Annotated in this window: 16 protein-coding genes; 15 read left to right on the top strand and 1 reads right to left on the bottom strand. The window is 62.1% G+C overall.

The window, feature by feature from the left end:
* Positions 1 to 36: 36 nt before the first annotated feature.
* From glyA to CS390_RS22680, 12 genes are all read left to right on the top strand, one after another.
* The gene (gene glyA / locus CS390_RS22735) at positions 37 to 1,290 is read left to right on the top strand and encodes a serine hydroxymethyltransferase (protein WP_099776067.1); all 1,254 of its coding nucleotides are present in this window, start codon (positions 37 to 39) and stop codon (positions 1,288 to 1,290) included.
* A 21-nt stretch (positions 1,291 to 1,311) separates the two neighbouring features.
* Positions 1,312 to 2,562 (top strand): sarcosine oxidase subunit beta family protein, encoded by a 1,251-nt coding sequence (locus CS390_RS22730; RefSeq protein ID WP_099773990.1) that lies wholly within the window; start codon positions 1,312 to 1,314, stop codon positions 2,560 to 2,562.
* A 15-nt stretch (positions 2,563 to 2,577) separates the two neighbouring features.
* Positions 2,578 to 2,907 carry a sarcosine oxidase subunit delta gene (locus tag CS390_RS22725; RefSeq protein ID WP_099773991.1) on the top strand — a complete coding sequence of 110 codons (330 nt, stop codon included), beginning with the start codon at positions 2,578 to 2,580 and terminating at the stop codon, positions 2,905 to 2,907.
* Positions 2,904 to 5,921 (top strand): sarcosine oxidase subunit alpha, encoded by a 3,018-nt coding sequence (locus tag CS390_RS22720; RefSeq protein ID WP_099776066.1) that lies wholly within the window; start codon positions 2,904 to 2,906, stop codon positions 5,919 to 5,921. Before CS390_RS22725 ends, CS390_RS22720 begins: the two co-directional genes overlap by 4 nt.
* Positions 5,922 to 6,004: 83 nt before the next feature.
* Positions 6,005 to 6,637 (top strand): sarcosine oxidase subunit gamma, encoded by a 633-nt coding sequence (locus CS390_RS22715; protein ID WP_099776064.1) that lies wholly within the window; start codon positions 6,005 to 6,007, stop codon positions 6,635 to 6,637.
* A gap of 19 nt (positions 6,638 to 6,656) precedes the next feature.
* Complete coding sequence (gene purU / locus CS390_RS22710) at positions 6,657 to 7,514, top strand: formyltetrahydrofolate deformylase (protein WP_099776062.1); 858 nt, start codon at positions 6,657 to 6,659, stop codon at positions 7,512 to 7,514.
* A gap of 97 nt (positions 7,515 to 7,611) precedes the next feature.
* The gene (gene fdhA / locus CS390_RS22705) at positions 7,612 to 8,811 is read left to right on the top strand and encodes a formaldehyde dehydrogenase, glutathione-independent (RefSeq protein ID WP_099776060.1); all 1,200 of its coding nucleotides are present in this window, start codon (positions 7,612 to 7,614) and stop codon (positions 8,809 to 8,811) included.
* A gap of 1,102 nt (positions 8,812 to 9,913) precedes the next feature.
* The gene (locus CS390_RS22700; RefSeq protein WP_065760141.1) at positions 9,914 to 10,228 is read left to right on the top strand and encodes a DUF3077 domain-containing protein; all 315 of its coding nucleotides are present in this window, start codon (positions 9,914 to 9,916) and stop codon (positions 10,226 to 10,228) included.
* 97 nt (positions 10,229 to 10,325) lie between these two features.
* Positions 10,326 to 10,895 carry a DUF2780 domain-containing protein gene (locus CS390_RS22695; protein WP_099776059.1) on the top strand — a complete coding sequence of 190 codons (570 nt, stop codon included), beginning with the start codon at positions 10,326 to 10,328 and terminating at the stop codon, positions 10,893 to 10,895.
* Positions 10,896 to 10,969: 74 nt separating this feature from the next.
* Complete coding sequence (locus CS390_RS22690) at positions 10,970 to 11,398, top strand: DUF350 domain-containing protein (protein WP_099776057.1); 429 nt, start codon at positions 10,970 to 10,972, stop codon at positions 11,396 to 11,398.
* Between the two features lie 15 nt (positions 11,399 to 11,413).
* The gene (locus CS390_RS22685; protein WP_099776055.1) at positions 11,414 to 12,118 is read left to right on the top strand and encodes a DUF1190 domain-containing protein; all 705 of its coding nucleotides are present in this window, start codon (positions 11,414 to 11,416) and stop codon (positions 12,116 to 12,118) included.
* A gap of 9 nt (positions 12,119 to 12,127) precedes the next feature.
* Positions 12,128 to 13,285 carry a glutathionylspermidine synthase family protein gene (locus CS390_RS22680; protein ID WP_099776053.1) on the top strand — a complete coding sequence of 386 codons (1,158 nt, stop codon included), beginning with the start codon at positions 12,128 to 12,130 and terminating at the stop codon, positions 13,283 to 13,285.
* Between the two features lies 1 nt (position 13,286).
* On the opposite strand, the gene CS390_RS22675 is transcribed toward CS390_RS22680, so the two are convergent.
* A complete protein-coding gene (locus CS390_RS22675) occupies positions 13,287 to 14,174 on the bottom strand; it encodes an acyltransferase (protein ID WP_099776051.1) in 888 nt (295 codons plus the stop codon).
* Between the two features lie 179 nt (positions 14,175 to 14,353).
* On the opposite strand from CS390_RS22675, the gene CS390_RS22670 reads away from it, so the two are divergent.
* From CS390_RS22670 to creC, 3 genes are all read left to right on the top strand, one after another.
* Entirely contained in the window at positions 14,354 to 14,857 is a 504-nt protein-coding gene (locus CS390_RS22670; RefSeq protein WP_099776050.1) for an ATP-dependent zinc protease, read from the top strand.
* A 180-nt stretch (positions 14,858 to 15,037) separates the two neighbouring features.
* Positions 15,038 to 15,718, top strand: coding sequence for a two-component system response regulator CreB (gene creB, locus CS390_RS22665; protein WP_099776048.1), 681 nt, complete (start codon positions 15,038 to 15,040; stop codon positions 15,716 to 15,718).
* Complete coding sequence (gene creC / locus CS390_RS22660) at positions 15,718 to 17,151, top strand: two-component system sensor histidine kinase CreC (protein ID WP_099776046.1); 1,434 nt, start codon at positions 15,718 to 15,720, stop codon at positions 17,149 to 17,151. Before creB ends, creC begins: the two co-directional genes overlap by 1 nt.
* The last annotated feature ends 29 nt before the right edge of the window (positions 17,152 to 17,180 follow it).

The raw sequence follows: 17,180 nt of genomic DNA, 5'->3' as shown, positions 1-17,180 counted from the left end.
CTAATGAAAGCCCATGCCGCTGCCGGGAGAGATGCGATGTTCAGCAAGCAAGACCAGATCCAGGGTTATGACGATGCACTGCTGGCGGCGATGAATGCCGAAGAGCAGCGTCAGGAAGATCACATCGAACTGATCGCCTCGGAGAACTACACCAGCAAGCGCGTGATGCAGGCCCAGGGCAGCGGCCTGACCAACAAGTACGCCGAAGGCTATCCGGGCAAGCGTTACTACGGCGGTTGTGAGCACGTGGACAAGGTCGAACAACTGGCGATTGACCGTGCCAAGCAACTGTTCGGTGCCGACTACGCCAACGTTCAGCCGCACTCCGGCAGCCAGGCCAACGCGGCGGTGTTCCTCGCCCTGCTGCAGGCCGGTGACACGGTGTTGGGCATGAGCCTGGCCCACGGCGGCCACCTGACCCACGGCGCCAAGGTCAGCTTCTCCGGCAAGCTCTACAACGCGGTGCAATACGGCATTGACACTGCCACCGGCCTGATCGACTACGACGAAGTCGAGCGCCTGGCGTTGGAACACAAGCCGAAAATGATCATCGCCGGTTTTTCGGCCTACTCGAAAACCCTCGATTTCCCACGCTTCCGTCAGATCGCTGACAAAGTGGGCGCTTACCTGTTCGTCGACATGGCGCACGTGGCCGGTCTGGTCGCGGCCGGGCTGTACCCGAACCCGCTGCCGTACGCCGACGTGGTCACCACCACCACCCACAAGACCCTGCGCGGCCCACGTGGCGGCCTGATTCTGGCCAAGGCCAACGAAGAGCTGGAGAAGAAACTCAACGCGGCGGTGTTCCCCGGCGGCCAGGGCGGGCCCCTGATGCACGTCATCGCGGCCAAGGCCGTGTGCTTCAAGGAAGCCCTGGAACCGAGCTTCAAGGCGTATCAGCAGCAAGTGATCGACAACGCCCAGGCCATGGCTGGCGTGTTCATCGACCGCGGCTACGATGTAGTGTCCGGCGGCACCGATAACCACCTGTTCCTGGTCAGCCTGATCCGTCAGGGCCTGACCGGCAAAGAGGCCGATGCTGCCCTGGGCCGTGCCCATATCACGGTGAACAAGAACGCCGTACCGAATGACCCACAGTCGCCGTTCGTCACGTCCGGCCTGCGCATTGGCACCCCGGCGGTGACCACGCGCGGCTTCAAGGTCAGCCAGTGCACCGCACTGGCCGGCTGGATCTGCGACATTCTCGACAACCTGGGCGATGCCGATGTCGAGGCCGATGTGGCGAGAAACGTGTCGGCACTGTGTGCAGACTTTCCGGTTTACCGCTGAGTGGTTGAGGAGTAACTGACTATGCAACGCTACTCGGGCTTCGGCCTTTTCAAGCACTCGCTGAGCCACCATGAAAACTGGCAGCGCATGTGGCGCACGCCGACCCCGAAAAAGGTCTACGACGTGGTGATCGTCGGCGGCGGCGGGCATGGCCTGGCCACGGCCTACTACCTGGCCAAAGAACACGGCATCACCAACGTTGCGGTGGTCGAGAAGGGCTGGTTGGGCGGTGGCAACACCGCCCGTAACACCACCATCGTGCGTTCCAACTACCTGTGGGACGAGTCGGCGCACCTCTACGAACACGCCATGAAACTCTGGGAAGGCCTGTCGCAAGACATCAACTACAACGTGATGTTCTCCCAGCGCGGGGTCTACAACCTGTGCCACACCCTGCAGGACATGCGTGATTCGGAGCGTCGGGTCAGTGCCAACCGGCTCAACGGTGTGGACGGCGAACTGCTCAACGCCCAGCAAGTGGCCGACGAGATTCCGTACCTGGACTGCTCGAAGAACACCCGCTACCCGATCATCGGTGCCACCGTGCAGCGCCGCGGCGGCGTTGCCCGTCACGACGCCGTGGCCTGGGGCTTTGCCCGCGCTGCCGATGCCTTGGGCGTGGACCTGATTCAGCAAACCGAAGTCACCGGTTTCCGTAAGGAAAATGGCGTGGTCATCGGGGTTGAAACCAGCAAGGGCTTCATTGGCGCGAAGCGGGTCGGTGTGGTCACTGCCGGCAACTCCGGGCACATGGCCAAGCTCGCCGGCTTCCGCCTGCCGCTGGAGTCGCACCCGCTGCAAGCACTGGTGTCCGAGCCGATCAAACCGATCATCGACAGTGTGATCATGTCCAACGCCGTGCACGGCTACATCAGCCAGTCGGACAAGGGCGACCTGGTGATCGGTGCCGGTATCGACGGTTGGGTTGGCTACGGCCAGCGCGGCTCGTACCCGGTGATCGAACACACCCTGCAGGCCATCGTCGAGATGTTCCCGATCCTGTCCCGTGTGCGCATGAACCGGCAGTGGGGCGGCATCGTCGATACCTCGCCGGATGCCTGCCCGATCATTTCCAAGACCCCGGTCAAGAACCTGTTCTTCAACTGCGGTTGGGGCACCGGTGGCTTCAAGGCCACGCCGGGTTCAGGCAACGTCTTTGCCGCCAGCCTGGCCAAGGGTGAAATGCACCCGCTGGCTGCGCCTTTTTCCATCGACCGTTTCTACAACGGCGCACTGATCGACGAACACGGCGCTGCCGCTGTCGCCCACTAACAGGAGAACCTGACCATGTTGCACATCTTCTGTCCCCACTGTGGCGAGCTGCGCTCCGAAGAGGAATTCCACGCCGCTGGCCAGGCGCACATCCCGCGCCCGCTCGACCCGGATGCCTGCACCGATGAGGAATGGGGCACCTACATGTTCTTCCGCGACAACCCACGCGGCCTGCACCACGAACTGTGGATTCACGCCGCCGGTTGCCGCCAGTACTTCAATGCCACCCGTGACACGGTGACCTACGAAATTCTGGAAACCTATCCAATTGGCGCCAAGCCACAAGTGACCGGCAAAAACACCAGCCCGCAGTTGGCAGTCAGTGGTCAGGGAGAAAAGGTATGAGCCAGGTCAATCGCCTGTCCAACGGCGGTCGTATCGACCGCAGCAAAGTCTTGAACTTCACCTTCAACGGCCAGAGCTATCAGGGCTATGCCGGTGACACCCTGGCGGCCGCGTTGCTGGCCAACGGTGTGGACATCGTCGGGCGCAGCTTCAAGTACTCGCGCCCTCGCGGGATCATCGCCGCCGGTGCCGAAGAGCCGAACGCGATCCTGCAGATCGGCGCTACCGAAGCCACCCAGGTGCCGAACGTGCGCGCTACCCAGCAGGCACTGTATGCCGGCCTGGTGGCCACCAGCACCAATGGCTGGCCGAGCGTGAACAACGACGTGATGGGGATCCTGGGCAAGGTCGGTGGCAAGCTTATGCCACCGGGCTTCTACTACAAGACCTTCATGTACCCGCAGTCGTTCTGGATGACCTACGAGAAGTACATCCGCAAAGCGGCCGGCCTGGGCCGTTCGCCGCTGGAAAACGACCCGGACACCTACGATTACATGAACCAGCACTGTGACGTGCTGGTGGTTGGCGGCGGCCCGGCTGGCCTGGCAGCGGCCTTGGCGGCTGGCCGCAGCGGCGCCCGGGTGATCCTTGCCGATGAGCAGGAAGAGTTTGGCGGCAGCTTGCTCGACACCCGTGAAAGCCTCGACGGCAAGCCTGCCGCGGAGTGGGTGGCGGCCGCCGTGGCCGAACTCAAGGGCATGCGCGAAGTGACCTTGCTGCCACGGGCCACCGTGAACGGCTACCACGACCACAACTTCCTGACCATCCACGAGCGCCTGACCGACCACCTGGGCGATCGCGCACCACTGGGGCAGGTGCGTCAGCGTATCCACCGCGTGCGTGCACGGCAGGTGGTGCTGGCCACTGGCGCCCACGAGCGTCCGCTGGTGTATGGCAACAACGATGTGCCGGGCAACATGCTGGCTGGCGCAGTATCGACTTACGTACGCCGCTACGGCGTAGCACCGGGCAAGAAACTGGTGCTTTCGACCAACAACGACCACGCTTATCGCGTTGCGCTGGATTGGTTCGACGCCGGCCTCAAGGTCGTCGCCATTGCCGATGCGCGGCATAACCCGCGTGGTTCGCTGGTCGAAGAAGCCCGCGCCAAAGGCATTCGCATTCTGACCTCCAGCGCGGTGATCGAAGCGCGTGGCAGCAAGCATGTGACAGCCGCCCGCGTGGCAGCCATCGACCTGAAAGCCCACGCAGTGACCAGCCCAGGCGAGTGGCTGGAGTGCGATCTGGTGGCCAGTTCGGGCGGCTACAGCCCGGTGGTTCACCTGGCTTCGCACCTGGGTGGCAAGCCGGTCTGGCGTGAAGACATCCTCGGCTTCGTGCCGGGCGATGCCCCGCAGAGACGCGTCTGCGTCGGCGGCGTGAACGGTGTCTACAGCCTCGGCGATACCCTGGCCGATGGTTTTGAAGGCGGTGTACGGGCTGCAACCGAAGCCGGTTTCAAGGCGGTCACCGGCGTACTGCCCAAGGTGCTGGCGCGCCATGAAGAAGCCACTGTGGCGTTGTTCCAGGTGCCGCATGACAAATCCACGGCACGGGCACCGAAGCAGTTCGTCGACCAACAGAACGACGTGACGGCTGCGGCTATCGAGTTGGCCACCCGCGAAGGCTTTGAGTCGGTCGAGCACGTTAAACGCTATACCGCGCTGGGCTTTGGTACCGACCAGGGCAAGCTCGGCAACATCAACGGCCTGGCCATCGCCGCCCGTTCGCTGGGCATTGGTGTGGCGCAAATGGGCACCACCATGTTCCGCCCGAACTACACGCCGATCACCTTCGGTGCAGTGGCGGGCCGGCATTGCGGTCACCTGTTCGAACCGGTGCGCTTCACCGCGCTGCATGCCTGGCACGTGAAAAACGGTGCCGAGTTTGAAGACGTCGGCCAGTGGAAACGGCCGTGGTACTTCCCGCGCAAAGGCGAAGATATCCATGCCGCCGTTGCCCGTGAGTGCAAGGCGGTGCGTGACAGCGTCGGCCTGCTCGACGCCTCGACCCTGGGCAAGATCGATATCCAGGGCCCGGATGCCCGTGAGTTCCTCAACCGCATCTACACCAACGCCTGGACCAAGCTGGACGTGGGCAAGGCCCGTTACGGCCTGATGTGCAAAGAAGACGGCATGGTCTTCGACGACGGTGTCACGGCGTGCCTGGGTGAGAACCACTTCCTGATGACCACCACCACCGGCGGCGCGGCACGCGTACTGCAGTGGCTGGAGATCTATCAGCAAACCGAATGGCCAGACCTGAAGGTGTACTTCACCTCGGTCACCGACCACTGGGCGACCCTGACCCTGTCCGGGCCGAACAGCCGCAAACTGCTGTCGCAGGTCACCGATATCGACCTGGACAAAGACGCCTTCCCGTTCATGAGCTGGAAGGAAGGCAAGGTGGGCGGGGTACCGGCGCGGGTCTTCCGGATCTCCTTTACCGGTGAGCTGTCGTACGAAATCAACATCCAGGCCAACTACGCCATGGGTGTGCTGGAGCAGATCGTCGAAGCGGGCAAGCCGTACAACCTGACCCCGTACGGCACTGAAACCATGCACGTACTGCGGGCCGAGAAGGGCTTCATCATTGTCGGCCAGGACACTGACGGCTCGATGACCCCGGACGACCTGAACATGGGCTGGTGCGTCGGGCGGACCAAGCCGTTCTCCTGGATCGGCCGTCGTGGCATGAACCGTGAAGATTGCGTACGGGAAAACCGTAAACAGCTGGTCGGCCTCAAACCGGTCAATCCGACCCAGTGGCTGCCTGAGGGTGCGCAACTGGTGTTCGATCCGAAGCAACCGATCCCGATGGACATGGTCGGCCACGTGACCTCCAGCTACGCCGCCAACTCGCTGGGCTATTCGTTCGCGATGGGTGTGGTCAAGGGTGGCCTCAAGCGCATGGGCGAGCGCGTGTTCTCGCCGCAGGCCGATGGCAGCGTGATCGAAGCGGAGATCTGTTCAGCGGTGTTCTTCGACCCGCAAGGCGAACGGCAGAACGTTTAAGGATTGACGCGCACGTGTGGCGCCGGCGCGGCCGGCCCCACACGGATCGCCCTACAGCATTTGATATTTCAGGCAGGTTTGAAATGAGCGCAATCAACGTTTACCAGCAACACCCAGGCAACGCCGCCAAGGCGGAATCGCCGCTGGCCCACGCCGACTTGCCGAGCCTGGTTGGCAAGGGGCGCAAGAACGCCGGTGTCACCCTGCGCGAGAAGAAGTTGCTGGGCCACCTGACTATTCGTGGCAACGGCCACGACCCGGCCTTCGCCGGTGGTGTGTTCAAGGCCATCGGCCTTGAGTTGCCCGTGGCCCTGACCGTGGTCGCCAACGGCGACATGTCGCTGCAGTGGCTTGGCCCGGATGAGTGGCTGTTGATCGTCCCCGGTGGCCAGGAGTTCGCCGTCGAGCAGAAACTGCGCGACGCCCTCAAGGACCAGCACATTCAGGTGGTCAACGTCAGCGGTGGCCAGACCCTGCTGGAACTGAGCGGCCCGAACGTGCGTGAAGTGCTGATGAAGTCCACCAGCTACGACGTGCACCCGAACAATTTTCCGGTCGGCAAAGCGGTTAGTACGGTGTTCGCCAAGTCGCAACTGGTCATCCGTCGCAGCAGCGAAGACACCTGGGAACTGCTGATCCGTCGCAGTTTCTCCGATTACTGGTGGCTGTGGTTGCAGGACGCCGCCGCAGAATATGGCTTGAGCATCCAGGCCTGAACCCGACAGGAGCGTTAGCATGAGCCGAGCCCCGGATACCTGGATTCTCACCGCCGACTGCCCGAGCATGCTCGGCACTGTGGATGCGGTGACGCGTTACCTCTACGAGCAGCGCTGCTACGTCACCGAACACCACTCGTTCGATGACCGGTTGTCCGGGCGGTTTTTCATTCGCGTGGAGTTCCGCCAGCCTGATGACTTTGACGAAGCGGCTTTCCGCGCAGGCCTGACCGAGCGCGGTGAGGCCTTTGGCATGGTCTTCGAGCTGACGGCGCCGAACCACCGGCCCAAGGTCGTGATCATGGTCTCCAAGGCCGACCATTGCCTGAACGACTTGCTCTATCGCCAGCGTATAGGGCAGCTGTCCATGGACGTGGTGGCGGTGATTTCCAACCACCCGGACCTGGAGCCGTTGGCCCAGTGGCACCGTATTCCGTTCTACCACTTTGCCCTCGATCCCCATGACAAACCGGTGCAAGAGCGCAAGGTATTGGATGTGATCGAGGCGTCCGGTGCAGAGCTGGTGATCCTTGCCCGCTACATGCAGGTGCTGTCGCCAGAGTTGTGTCGCAAGCTCGACGGCTGGGCGATCAATATCCACCACTCCCTGCTGCCCGGTTTCAAAGGCGCCAAGCCGTATCACCAGGCCTACAACAAGGGGGTGAAACTGGTGGGCGCCACGGCGCATTACATCAACAACGACCTCGACGAAGGCCCGATCATTGCCCAGGGCGTCGAAGCGGTCGATCACAGCCATTATCCCGAAGACCTCATCGCCAAAGGCCGCGACATCGAATGCCTGACCCTGGCCAGGGCGGTGGGTTACCACATTGAGCGGCGGGTGTTTTTGAACGCCAACCGCACGGTAGTGCTCTGACGAGCACGCTTGCCAATAAAGAAATCCAGTAACTCAGCGCTGCCTCCGGGTAGCGCACTTTGCACCGCTACATAAAAACAATCAGCGAGGTGAAAGCATGTCTGGTAATCGTGGTGTGGTGTATCTCGGCGCCGGTAAAGTCGAGGTACAAACAATCCCCTATCCAAAAATGCAGGACCCGCGAGGCCGCAAGATCGAGCACGGTGTCATCCTGCGGGTAGTGTCGACCAATATCTGCGGCTCCGACCAGCACATGGTGCGTGGCCGTACCACCGCCCAGGTCGGCCTGGTTCTGGGCCATGAAATCACCGGCGAGGTGATCGAGAAGGGCCGTGATGTCGAAAACCTGCAAATCGGTGACCTGGTCTCGGTACCGTTCAACGTTGCTTGCGGTCGCTGCCGCTCCTGCAAGGAACAGCACACCGGCGTCTGCCTGACGGTCAACCCGGCACGGGCGGGCGGTGCGTACGGTTACGTGGACATGGGCGACTGGACCGGCGGCCAGGCCGAATACGTGCTGGTGCCTTATGCCGACTTCAACCTGCTGAAACTACCGAACCGTGACAAGGCCATGGAGAAAATCCGCGACCTGACCTGCCTTTCGGACATCCTGCCAACCGGTTACCACGGTGCGGTCACCGCAGGCGTTGGGCCGGGCAGTTCGGTGTATATCGCCGGTGCCGGCCCGGTCGGCCTGGCAGCTGCAGCCTCGGCGCGCCTGTTGGGTGCGGCCGTGGTGATTGTCGGTGACGTGAACCCGGTACGTCTGGCACATGCCAAGGCTCAGGGTTTCGAGATCGCCGACCTGTCCCAGGACACCCCGCTGCACGAACAGATCGCCAACCTGCTGGGTGAGCCAGAAGTTGACTGTGCGGTGGATGCGGTGGGCTTCGAGGCCCGGGGCCATGGCCATGCTGGTGCCCAGCACGAAGCGCCGGCCACGGTGCTGAACTCGTTGATGGGTGTGGTGCGGGTAGCCGGCAAGATCGGTATCCCTGGCCTCTACGTCACCGAAGACCCGGGCGCCGTGGATGCCGCCGCGAAAATCGGCAGCCTGAGCATTCGCTTCGGCCTTGGTTGGGCCAAGTCCCATAGCTTCCACACCGGCCAGACCCCGGTGATGAAGTACAACCGCGCCTTGATGCAGGCCATCATGTGGGACCGCATCAACATCGCTGAAGTGGTGGGCGTACAAGTCATCAGCCTGGATCAGGCGCCAGAAGGTTATGGCGAGTTCGATGCCGGCGTGCCGAAGAAATTCGTGATCGACCCGCACAAACTGTTCAGCGCCGCCTGATCATTCCCCCTGCCACCCCCGCTTTTTAGCGGGGGTTGGCTTCAGCTGACACCCCACCGACGCCATCGCAGGCAAGCCAGCTCCAACTGTAGGAGCCGGGCTTGCCCGCGAAGCAGACGCCGCGAACTCGCGATCACCCCACCGACGCCATCGCAGGCAAGCCAGCTCCAACAAAGCCCGCGCAACCTGTAGGAGCCGGGCTTGCCCGCGATGCAAACGCCGCGAATTCGCGATCACTCCACCGACGTCATCGCAGGCAAGCCAGCTCCAACAGAGCCCGCGCCAGCCTGTAGGAGCCGGGCTTGCCCGCGATGCAGACACCGCGAACGCATTGACACCCCACCGACGTCATCGCAGGCAAGCCAGCTCCAACAAAGAGCGGGCAGCCTGTGGCAGGCTTGCCTGCGATAGCGCCTGAAGACATGAAATTGCTGGTAGATAACCTGTTCTAGGAAACATCCTACGAGCGCTGTCAGCACCCATTGGCTTGTCTTGGAAATGTTGCCCACCTACGCTGCCCGAGTCGCTGACAACTCGGCGAACGGGCGTGGAAACCTGGACCGGTAATGTGGCGGCTGTCGTTATGGCGGCTGTGCGCGGGAGACCTTCGGGTCTGCCGGGGTTACCTGATGCATCCGGTTTTCCACCCCGCGTACAGCTGCCACCTCTTCGTGTGGAAACGGAAGGGTGCAGCTACACCTGCATCAGGAGCTTTCCATGAAGGAAATCGTTCCAGATCCACCCCACGAAACCATCGCAGGCAAGCCTCCCTTAGGTACAGCATGAACGTTGCGATAGCGCCTGATGACATGAAATTGCTGGCAGATAACCTGTTCTAGGAAATATCCTACGAACGCTGTCGGCACCCATTGGCTTGTCTTGGAAATGTTGCCCACCTACGCTGCCCGTGTCGCTGACAATTCGGCGAACGGGCGTGGAAACCCGGACCGGTAATGTGGTGGCTGTCGTTATGGCGGCTGTACGTGGGAGACCTTCGGGTCTGCCGGGTTACCCATTACCCTGGTTTTCCACCCCGCGTACAGCTGCCACCTCTTCGTGTGGAAACGGGATGTGTCCAGCTCAACCGTAATGGGAGCTTTCCATGAAGAAAATCGTTCCAGATCCACCCCACGAAACCCTTGCCCCAACCGCCAGCACGCTCTTCGGCCTCTGTGGTGCCGGCCACGATCCGATGTTTCTCGTGCGCCCCGGTATCGAACCCCATGATGCGCTGGTGCATGTCTCTCTGTTCTTGCGCGGCGCCTACGACACGGCCCATCAGGCCAGCGACACCGCCGACGAGTCGGCCAAGGGCTTTCTCTGGTCCACGATGCATTCGGTAGAAATGGCCAAGGGCCTGGTCGACGCCTTGCTCGACGGGATCGAGGCGCGCGCCCTGAGCGAACGCTCAGGCTGAAAACACCCGACCACTGGCGGTCAGTCAGCACGGAACAATCCTGAGGCAGGCCAGTCAAATGACCGTTTCCCGCCGTTAAGGCTCAAGAGGTCATTTGATGAAGCGCTTTGCCCTGGTAACCCTGATGACCCTGGCCGCCAGCCCGGTCTTTGCCTTTAACCTCAGCGATGCCGCCAATGCCGTCTCGGCCATGCAAGGCACAGACAGCGAAGGCCCTGCCGTCATTGCTGCGCCAGCGTCGGCGAACCTGCTCAACACCCTGGGCAGCCAGTTGAACATCACCCCCGAACAAGCCGTGGGTGGCACGGGCGCGTTGCTTGGCCTGGCGAAGAACCAGTTGAGTGGTGACGAGTTCTCGCAGCTGACCCAAGCGGTCCCGGGGCTCAATCTGCTCACCGGTGACAACGCGCTGGGTGGCTTGAATGGCTTGATCGCGCTGATGGGCAAGAGCGACGGTCAGCAATCGGCGCTGAGCAATGCCTTGGGCAATGTGAAAGACACCAACGACCTGAACAACGCCTTCAGCCTGTTGGGCATGGACACCGGCCTGATCGGCCAGTTTGCCCCGCTTTTGCTGCAGTTCCTTGGCCAGCAAGGCGTGGCCAATTCGTTGTTGCAGAACCTGGGCACCATCTGGGGTAGCCAGGCGGCACTGCCTTCAGCCTGACCGGCTGGCGCGGTTTGCGCGTGAGGGGGGCTGTGGTAGCCTCCCGAGCCGTTTTACAAGGATAGGAAACTGCAATGTTCATGGATGCTCTGAAGATGTCCTTGCCGGCTGAGGCCGTGCTCGGTTTCGTCGTCTACATGGGTGGCGCCGCTGCGCTGTTCGCGCTCTATGCGCTGATCTATACCCGTCTTACGCCCTATAACGAACTGCGCCTGATTCGCGAAGGCAACACGCCTGCCGCTGTTGCCCTGGCCGGTGCGCTGGTGGGCTTTGCCATTCCGGTGGCCAGTGCTGTCTCTCATTCCATTTCGCTGCTGGACTTCCTGCTCTGGGCGCTGATCGCGGCGGTGGTGCAACTGTTGGCATTCGTGGTGGTGAACCGCTGTGTCAAAGGCATGGCCGAGCGCATCGCCCGTCAGGAGATGGCCTCGGCCATCCTGTTGGCTGCGGTCTCGATCAGTATCGGGTTGCTCAATGCTGCCTGCATGACCCCCGCCGCCTGATCAGGGAGCACCGCGATGAAACGCAGTAAACGAGTACGGCTGATTGCGCTGGGCAGTCTGCCGCTGGTGCTGTCTGCCTGTGGCGAACGACCGACCCGCGTGGTCAGCGAGGTAAAGCGCTTTCAGGACGTCGACCATTGCGCCATGGCCGGGATCAACCGTCAGGTCTGTCTGCAGGCCTGGTTGGGCGCACAGCAGCACCATTACGCCAATGCGCCGCGCTTCGTGAGCCTTGAGGCTTGCGAGGTGGTTTTCCAGGAATGCGATACGCGCAACTTTGCCGGCAATTTCGTGCCACGGATGGAAGGGTTCGCCTTGACCGTCGACCGGCAGGTGTATGCCGATGGTAATGACGACACCTCAGGCGCCTGGTCGACGTCGACGGGCGGCAGCCGGTTCTACGACTACACCGACACCGAGCCGCATTATTCCACTGAGGCGATCTACCACGAGCGTGATGGCCGCAATGCGTTCAAGGTTACCTCGTTGACCGAGCAGGTCGCGGCAGGCAACCAGTACGCCGGGCTTGATCCGAACCACCCGACGTCGACGCCCTTCAGTTCCTTGCCGCATGCGCTGGACGGTACTCACCCTGCGACGGTGCCGGCTGGCAGCGCGCTGCACCCGACAGCATTGGCGCAATCGTCCCGGCCATTCGCCATCGGCAGTCACAATGGCTTTGTATCGCGTGCCTCGGCGCGTGGTGGCTTTAGCTCCTGAGGTGCGCAGATGAAACGTATAGCGGTTGCCCCGCGCCCGGGCTGGAAAGCCACCGCCGAGCATTTTGGTTTCAACTTCCATACCTTCGATGGCGAACCGTATTGGGATGAAAGCGCCTATTACCAGTTCAGCCTGCGGCAGATCGAGGATGACCTGGAGGAGCCGACCCGCGTGCTGCATGAGCTGTGCATGGCGCTGGTGGCCGAGGTGGTGGAGAGCGACGCCTTGCTCGACCGCCTGGCGATCCCGACGGCCTACCATGAGCTGATTCGCCGTTCCTGGCGTGACGGGCACCCGCATTTCTACGGGCGCATGGACCTCTGCTATGACGGTTCTGGCCCGGCCAAATTGCTGGAGGCCAACTACGACACGCCCACCTCATTGTACGAAGCGAGTTTCTTCCAGTACCTCTGGTTGGAAGAGCAGATGCGCCGTGGTGTGTTGCCGGGCGATGCCGACCAATTCAACAGCCTGGAAGAGAAGCTGACCCAGGTCATGATGGCCAACCGCTTTGCTACACCGTTCTATTTCGCTTCGGTGAAGGGTTCGGTGGAAGACCGTGGCACGGTGGAATACCTGCGCGACATCGCCGCGGGTGCCGGGCTCGATGCGCGTCTGGTCGACATGGAAGACATCGGCCTGAGCCGGGGCGGGCAGTTTGTCGATCCGGTCGGTGCGCCGATTCCAAGCCTGTTCAAGCTCTACCCTTGGGAAGAGATCTTCAATGACCCGTTCGGCCCGGCGATTGCTGGCAGCGGCACCTTGTTCGTTGAGCCGCCCTGGAAAGCGATCCTCTCCAACAAGGGCATGCTGGCGTTGCTCTGGGAGCGTCACGAGGGCCATCCGAACCTGTTGCCGGCGTTTATCGAGCCGACACCGGCCCAGCCCCTGGAAAAGGGCTGGGTGCGCAAGCCGTTCTTTTCCCGTGAGGGGGCGAACGTGGAGATTCATACCGGCCAGGGGCAGCGTATCGTCGAAGATGGCCCTTACGGCGGTGGGCCAAGCATCATCCAGCAGTTCCAGGCGTTGCCACGTTTTGGCGACAACTACACGGTAATCGGCAGCTGGATGGTCGGTGATCTACCGGCCGGTATCGGCATTCGCGAGGACAATTCGCTGATCACCAAGGACAGTAGCCGCTTCCTGCCCCATGCGATTATCGGTTGAATCAGCGCAGCTCGGCGCGCAGGGCCTCGATGCGGGCGTCCTTGTCGTGCCAGAGCTGGTTGACCCAGTCCTGCACGGTCTGACGGAACGCCGGGTCGCTCTCGTAGTCGCCAGCCCACAGGGCCGGGTCGAGTTCGCGCACCTGGATATCAATGATCACCTTGGGCACTGAACCGCTAAGCAGGTCCCAGAAACCTGGCGCTTTGTCACCGGGGTAGACCAGCGTGACGTCGAGCAGGGCGTCGAGTTGCTCGCCCAGTGCAGCCAGCACGAACGCAACACCACCGGCCTTGGGCTTGAGCAAGTGGCGGTAGGGGGAGTGCTGTTCGAGGCGCTTGGCCTCGCTGAAGCGGGTGCCTTCCAGGTAATTGACCACGGTGACCGGCTGGCGCTTGAACAGCTCGCAGGCGGCCTTGGTGATTTCCAGGTCATGCCCCTTGAGGTGCGGGTGCTTGGCGAGAAACGCCTTGCTGTAGCGCTTCATGAACGGGTAGTCCAGCGCCCACCAGGCCAGGCCCAGCAGTGGCACCCAGATCAGCTCCTTCTTCAGGAAGAACTTGAAGAACGGAATGCGCCGGTTCAAGGCCTGGATCAACGCCGGAATATCGACCCAGGTCTGATGGTTGCTGACGGCCAGGTACGAGGTGTCCAGGCGCAGGTCGGCGGCACCTCGCACGTCCCATTGGGTGGGGATGCACAGCGCGAAGATCAGTTTGTCGATTTCGGCCCAGGTTTCGGCAATCCACTTCACCGCCGTGGAGGCGTAGTCGCGGTAGTGGCCGGGGAGCACCAGCTTGAGCAGGGCAAATACGGTGAGCGGGCCAATCAGTGCCAGGGTGTTGAGCAATAGCAGCAAGGTCACGAGACTGCCGGTCAGCAGGCGGCGCATAAAGAACTCTTATTCTTGGGTAAGCGGTCGGTAATGATAAGCAGCGGCGGGGTTTACGCCAAATACGGCGGCCCGCCCTTGGCAGACAAATGTTTCACATTGTCTTTAATACCCTGTGACACCGAACCTATGCTGCCTCTGTAGTCTAATCACTGTCTTTTCTCAAGGAAGCCAACCCGGTGAAACCCTTACTCGCATTGCTTTCCCTGTTGGCCCTGCCGGTGATGGCCGCCGAGCCGACCCTGTATGGCCGTTATGAATACATCGCCTTGCCGGAGATCGGCGAAACCCTCAAGGCCAAGATGGACACCGGGGCATTGACGGCGTCGTTGTCGGCCAAGGACATCGAGCGTTTCCAGCGCGACGGTGAAGATTGGGTGCGTTTTCGCCTGGCCACCAAGGATTCAGACGGTAAGGTCTACGAGCACAAGCTGGCGCGTATCAGCAAGATCAAGAACCGTGCGGATGAAGAGGATGATGGAGGCGAAGGTGCCGACGTGACCAAGCGCCCGGTGATTGATCTGGAGCTGTGCCTTGGCGATACCAAGCGCACCGTTGAAGTGAACCTGGCCGACCGCAGCAGTTTCAACTACCCGTTGCTGATCGGCGCCAAGGCTCTGCGCGAGTTTGGCGCGGCCGTGAACCCGGCGCGACGCTTCACGGCGGGTAAGCCTGCATGCTGATGGTCTAGCCTTGTACAGGTCGGCCTTGCCGACGATAGGGGCGCCGGGTTAATGGCTGACACCACCGCGACCCTATCGCCGGCAACGCTGGCCTTTGTGGAGGTATAGAGTTTCTGGGCCTTGTCAGCCACACCTGAATCTCTTACAAGTGGCGACCGATTACCGCCAGGCCTGGATGCCATGCCCCATATCTTGATTGTCGAAGACGAAGCGGCCATTGCCGATACCCTGATCTACGCCCTGCAGGGTGAAGGCCACAGCACTGAGTGGGTGACGCTGGGCAACGCGGCACTGGAGCAGCAGCGTCTGCGTCCGGCTGATCTGGTGATTCTCGATATTGGCCTGCCGGATATCAGTGGCTTTGAAACCTGCCGCCAGTTACGTCGCTTCAGCGAGGTGCCGGTGATGTTCCTCAGTGCCCGTGACGGTGAGATCGACCGCGTGGTGGGCCTGGAGATCGGTGCCGACGATTATGTGGTCAAACCCTTCAGCCCGCGTGAAGTCGCGGCCCGGGTTCGGGCGATTCTCAAGCGCATGGCGCCGCGTACCGAGGCGTTGGGCAGCCTTGAGCCCTTTGTGCTCGACACCGTGCGTATGCAGATCAATTACCGTGGTCAGCCGTTGGGCCTGACCCGGCACGAGTTTCGTCTGTTGCAGTGCCTGCTGGAGCAACCGGAGCGGGTGTTCAGCCGTGAGCAGTTGCTCGATGCGGTCGGGGTGCCGGCCGATGCCGGGTATGAACGCAGTATCGATACCCATATCAAGAGCGTACGCGCCAAGCTGCGTCAGGTGGCCGGCGAGGCAGAGCCGATCCAGACCCACCGCGGGCTGGGCTACAGCTATAGCCCGAGCCATAGCTGATGCGCCTGGGGATACGGATTTTTCTGGTCTACTTCCTGTTTGTCGGCCTGACGGGCTACTTTCTGATCAACACCGTGCGCGAGGAAATTCGCCCTGGTGTGCGCCAGTCTGCCGAGGAAACCCTGGTGGACACCGCCAACCTGCTGGCCGAGATCCTGCGCGCGGACGTCAAGGCCGGCACCTTGGGCCAGAGCCAGTTGCCGCAGGTGCTCCAGGCCTATGGCCAGCGGCAGCCGCGAGCGCAGATCTGGGGGCTGCCCAAGACCGAGGTCAACCACCGCATCTACGTGACCGATGCCAAGGGTATCGTTCTGCTTGATTCCAGCGACCTGGCAGTGGGCCAGGACTACTCGCGCTGGAACGACGTCTACCTGACCCTGCGTGGGCAGTACGGCGCCCGCTCGACCCGCAGCGACCCTGACGATCCGGCGTCCTCGGTGATGCATGTCGGTGCGCCGATTCTGGATAACGGCACGATCATCGGTGTGGTCACGGTGGCCAAGCCCAACAGCTCGCTGCAGCCCTATATCGACCGCTCCGAACGCCGTTTGCTGTACCTCGGTGTCGGTCTGATCGCCCTCGGTTTGCTGGTGGGGGCCGGGTTGTCCTGGTGGTTGGCGACCTCATTGCAGCGCCTGACCCGTTATGCCCTGGCAGTCAGTGAGGGCGAGCGTGCGGAGCTGCCACATTACCGTGGTGGCGAGTTGGCACAGTTGGCCGGGGCTGTGGAGCGAATGCGTACCCAGCTTGAAGGCAAAGCCTATGTCGAGCGCTATGTGCACACCCTGACCCATGAGCTGAAAAGCCCGCTGGCGGCCATTCGCGGTGCCAGCGAGTTGCTTCAGGGGCCAATGCCGGAGGCTCAGCGGCAACGCTTTGCCGGCAACATAGAAAGCGAAAGCGCGCGGATGCAGCAACTGATCGAGCGCCTGCTCAACCTCGCGCAGGTGGAGCAGTTGCAGAGCCTTGATGCGCAAGAGTGGGTGCCACTGGCGCAGATGGTCGACGACCTGTTGCTGGCCCACAGTGCCCGTATCGAAAGTGCCGGCCTGCAGGTGCGGCAGCGTTTGCCGCATGAACTCCAGCTGCTCTGCGAGCCGTTCCTGATGCACCAGGCGATTGCCAACTTGCTGGATAACGCGCTGGACTTCACCCCTCCAGACGGGATGCTGCTGTTCGAGCTGGAACGGGACGGGCAGCGTGTTGCGCTGAGCCTGTTCAACCAGGGCGAGGCGATTCCCGACTATGCGCTGGGGCGGCTCAGTGAGCGCTTCTATTCCTTGCCGCGCCCGCGTACAGGGCGCAAGAGCACCGGGCTTGGGCTGAACTTTGTCGAAGAGGTGCTGCAACTGCACGGCGGTTCGCTGGACGTCGGCAATGTCGAGGGTGGTGTGCGGGTTCGCCTGTGGCTACCGGCCAACCGATTCAACTGAGGCTTCACCGCATCTACACAAAGTCTCCA

The organism is Pseudomonas sp. HLS-6 (assembly GCF_002753995.1).
Lineage (GTDB): Bacteria > Pseudomonadota > Gammaproteobacteria > Pseudomonadales > Pseudomonadaceae > Aquipseudomonas > Aquipseudomonas defluvii.
The sequence above is the reverse complement of the archived record's forward strand: the minus strand, read 5'-3'. Positions and strand labels throughout refer to the sequence as shown.

What these genes read in the sequence shown, in the direction of transcription:
- glyA (WP_099776067.1), top strand. Translation starts at nt 37, where the DNA reads ATGTTCAGCAAGCAAGACCAGATCCAGGGTTATGACGATGCACTGCTG.
- CS390_RS22730 (WP_099773990.1), top strand. Translation starts at nt 1,312, where the DNA reads ATGCAACGCTACTCGGGCTTCGGCCTTTTCAAGCACTCGCTGAGCCAC.
- CS390_RS22725 (WP_099773991.1), top strand. Translation starts at nt 2,578, where the DNA reads ATGTTGCACATCTTCTGTCCCCACTGTGGCGAGCTGCGCTCCGAAGAG.
- CS390_RS22720 (WP_099776066.1), top strand. Translation starts at nt 2,904, where the DNA reads ATGAGCCAGGTCAATCGCCTGTCCAACGGCGGTCGTATCGACCGCAGC.
- CS390_RS22715 (WP_099776064.1), top strand. Translation starts at nt 6,005, where the DNA reads ATGAGCGCAATCAACGTTTACCAGCAACACCCAGGCAACGCCGCCAAG.
- purU (WP_099776062.1), top strand. Translation starts at nt 6,657, where the DNA reads ATGAGCCGAGCCCCGGATACCTGGATTCTCACCGCCGACTGCCCGAGC.
- fdhA (WP_099776060.1), top strand. Translation starts at nt 7,612, where the DNA reads ATGTCTGGTAATCGTGGTGTGGTGTATCTCGGCGCCGGTAAAGTCGAG.
- CS390_RS22700 (WP_065760141.1), top strand. Translation starts at nt 9,914, where the DNA reads ATGAAGAAAATCGTTCCAGATCCACCCCACGAAACCCTTGCCCCAACC.
- CS390_RS22695 (WP_099776059.1), top strand. Translation starts at nt 10,326, where the DNA reads ATGAAGCGCTTTGCCCTGGTAACCCTGATGACCCTGGCCGCCAGCCCG.
- CS390_RS22690 (WP_099776057.1), top strand. Translation starts at nt 10,970, where the DNA reads ATGTTCATGGATGCTCTGAAGATGTCCTTGCCGGCTGAGGCCGTGCTC.
- CS390_RS22685 (WP_099776055.1), top strand. Translation starts at nt 11,414, where the DNA reads ATGAAACGCAGTAAACGAGTACGGCTGATTGCGCTGGGCAGTCTGCCG.
- CS390_RS22680 (WP_099776053.1), top strand. Translation starts at nt 12,128, where the DNA reads ATGAAACGTATAGCGGTTGCCCCGCGCCCGGGCTGGAAAGCCACCGCC.
- CS390_RS22675 (WP_099776051.1), bottom strand. Translation starts at nt 14,174, where the DNA reads ATGCGCCGCCTGCTGACCGGCAGTCTCGTGACCTTGCTGCTATTGCTC.
- creB (WP_099776048.1), top strand. Translation starts at nt 15,038, where the DNA reads ATGCCCCATATCTTGATTGTCGAAGACGAAGCGGCCATTGCCGATACC.
- creC (WP_099776046.1), top strand. Translation starts at nt 15,718, where the DNA reads ATGCGCCTGGGGATACGGATTTTTCTGGTCTACTTCCTGTTTGTCGGC.